We start from the raw sequence: 3,254 nt of genomic DNA on the forward strand, positions 1-3,254 counted from the left end.
AAAACAAAACCCCTACCTGCATACGCAGATAGGGGTTTCGGAATTTAATCTTGACGATGACCTACTCTCACATGGGGAAACCCCACACTACCATCGGCGATGCATCGTTTCACTGCTGAGTTCGGGATGGGATCAGGTGGTTCCAATGCTCTATGGTCGTCAAGAAATTCTTGAGCTGACGCGTCTTTCGACGTTCCAGCGAATTGGGTATGCGATAGTTTGTGTGTTTCTCTCGAACTTTCGGTTCGTTTCGTCTTCACACACCGCAATCTGGTGCTCTTTCGCTTTTCAGCTCGAAGCAAGCAAATTGCTTGGGTGTTATATGGTCAAGCCTCACGGGCAATTAGTATTGGTTAGCTCAACGCCTCACAGCGCTTACACACCCAACCTATCAACGTCGTAGTCTTCGACGGCCCTTCAGGGGACTCAAGGTCCCAGTGAGATCTCATCTTGAGGCTAGTTTCCCGCTTAGATGCTTTCAGCGGTTATCTATTCCGAACATAGCTACCCGGCAATGCCACTGGCGTGACAACCGGAACACCAGAGGTTCGTCCACTCCGGTCCTCTCGTACTAGGAGCAGCCCCTCTCAAATCTCAAACGTCCACGGCAGATAGGGACCGAACTGTCTCACGACGTTCTAAACCCAGCTCGCGTACCACTTTAAATGGCGAACAGCCATACCCTTGGGACCGGCTTCAGCCCCAGGATGTGATGAGCCGACATCGAGGTGCCAAACACCGCCGTCGATATGAACTCTTGGGCGGTATCAGCCTGTTATCCCCGGAGTACCTTTTATCCGTTGAGCGATGGCCCTTCCATACAGAACCACCGGATCACTAAGACCTACTTTCGTACCTGCTCGACGTGTCTGTCTCGCAGTCAAGCGCGCTTTTGCCTTTATACTCTACGACCGATTTCCGACCGGTCTGAGCGCACCTTCGTACTCCTCCGTTACTCTTTAGGAGGAGACCGCCCCAGTCAAACTACCCACCATACACTGTCCTCGATCCGGATAACGGACCTGAGTTAGAACCTCAAAGTTGCCAGGGTGGTATTTCAAGGTTGGCTCCACGCGAACTGGCGTCCACGCTTCAAAGCCTCCCACCTATCCTACACAAGCAAATTCAAAGTCCAGTGCAAAGCTATAGTAAAGGTTCACGGGGTCTTTCCGTCTAGCCGCGGATACACTGCATCTTCACAGCGATTTCAATTTCACTGAGTCTCGGGTGGAGACAGCGCCGCCATCGTTACGCCATTCGTGCAGGTCGGAACTTACCCGACAAGGAATTTCGCTACCTTAGGACCGTTATAGTTACGGCCGCCGTTTACCGGGGCTTCGATCAAGAGCTTCGCGTTAGCTAACCCCATCAATTAACCTTCCGGCACCGGGCAGGCGTCACACCCTATACGTCCACTTTCGTGTTTGCAGAGTGCTGTGTTTTTAATAAACAGTCGCAGCGGCCTGGTATCTTCGACCGGCATGAGCTTACGGAGCAAGTCCTTCACCCTCACCGGCGCACCTTCTCCCGAAGTTACGGTGCCATTTTGCCTAGTTCCTTCACCCGAGTTCTCTCAAGCGCCTTGGTATTCTCTACCCAACCACCTGTGTCGGTTTGGGGTACGGTTCCTGGTTACCTGAAGCTTAGAAGCTTTTCTTGGAAGCATGGCATCAACCACTTCGTGTTCTAAAAGAACACTCGTCATCAGCTCTCGGCCTTAGAATCCCGGATTTACCTAAGATTCCAGCCTACCACCTTAAACTTGGACAACCAACGCCAAGCTGGCCTAGCCTTCTCCGTCCCTCCATCGCAATAACCAGAAGTACAGGAATATTAACCTGTTTTCCATCGACTACGCTTTTCAGCCTCGCCTTAGGGACCGACTAACCCTGCGTCGATTAACGTTGCGCAGGAAACCTTGGTCTTTCGGCGTGGGTGTTTTTCACACCCATTGTCGTTACTCATGTCAGCATTCGCACTTCTGATACCTCCAGCAAGCTTCTCAACTCACCTTCACAGGCTTACAGAACGCTCCTCTACCGCATCACCTAAGTGATACCCGTAGCTTCGGTGTATGGTTTGAGCCCCGTTACATCTTCCGCGCAGGCCGACTCGACTAGTGAGCTATTACGCTTTCTTTAAAGGGTGGCTGCTTCTAAGCCAACCTCCTAGCTGTCTAAGCCTTCCCACATCGTTTCCCACTTAACCATAACTTTGGGACCTTAGCTGACGGTCTGGGTTGTTTCCCTTTTCACGACGGACGTTAGCACCCGCCGTGTGTCTCCCATGCTCGGCACTTGTAGGTATTCGGAGTTTGCATCGGTTTGGTAAGTCGGGATGACCCCCTAGCCGAAACAGTGCTCTACCCCCTACAGTGATACATGAGGCGCTACCTAAATAGCTTTCGAGGAGAACCAGCTATCTCCGAGCTTGATTAGCCTTTCACTCCGATCCACAGGTCATCCGCTAACTTTTCAACGGTAGTCGGTTCGGTCCTCCAGTTAGTGTTACCCAACCTTCAACCTGCCCATGGATAGATCGCCCGGTTTCGGGTCTATTCCCAGCGACTAGACGCCCTATTAAGACTCGCTTTCGCTACGCCTCCCCTATTCGGTTAAGCTCGCCACTGAAAATAAGTCGCTGACCCATTATACAAAAGGTACGCAGTCACCCAACAAAGTGGGCTCCCACTGCTTGTACGCATACGGTTTCAGGATCTATTTCACTCCCCTCTCCGGGGTTCTTTTCGCCTTTCCCTCACGGTACTAGTTCACTATCGGTCAGTCAGTAGTATTTAGCCTTGGAGGATGGTCCCCCCATATTCAGACAAAGTTTCTCGTGCTCCGTCCTACTCGATTTCATGACCAAGAGATTTTCGCGTACAGGGCTATCACCCACTATGGCCGCACTTTCCAGAGCGTTCCGCTAATCTCAAAGCCACTTAAGGGCTAGTCCCCGTTCGCTCGCCACTACTAAGGGAATCTCGGTTGATTTCTTTTCCTCAGGGTACTTAGATGTTTCAGTTCCCCTGGTTCGCTTCTTAAGCCTATGTATTCAGCTTAAGATACCTAACTTATGTTAGGTGGGTTCCCCCATTCAGACATCTCCGGATCAAAGTCTGTTTGCCGACTCCCCGAAGCTTTTCGCAGGCTACCACGTCTTTCATCGCCTCTGACTGCCAAGGCATCCACCGTATGCGCTTCTTCACTTGACCATATAACCCCAAGCAATCTGGTTATACTGTGAAGACGACA

General features: G+C 51.4%; 2 rRNA genes. Both read right to left on the reverse strand.

What is annotated here, in order from left to right:
* Positions 1 to 48: 48 nt before the first annotated feature.
* Positions 49 to 164 (reverse strand): 5S ribosomal RNA (rrf, locus tag PMI01S_RS30650).
* Between the two features lie 158 nt (positions 165 to 322).
* Positions 323 to 3,214, reverse strand: a 23S ribosomal RNA gene (locus PMI01S_RS30655).
* Between the last annotated feature and the right edge of the window lie 40 nt (positions 3,215 to 3,254).

It is taken from the genome of Pseudomonas migulae NBRC 103157 (assembly GCF_002091715.1).
Classification (GTDB): domain Bacteria; phylum Pseudomonadota; class Gammaproteobacteria; order Pseudomonadales; family Pseudomonadaceae; genus Aquipseudomonas; species Aquipseudomonas migulae_A.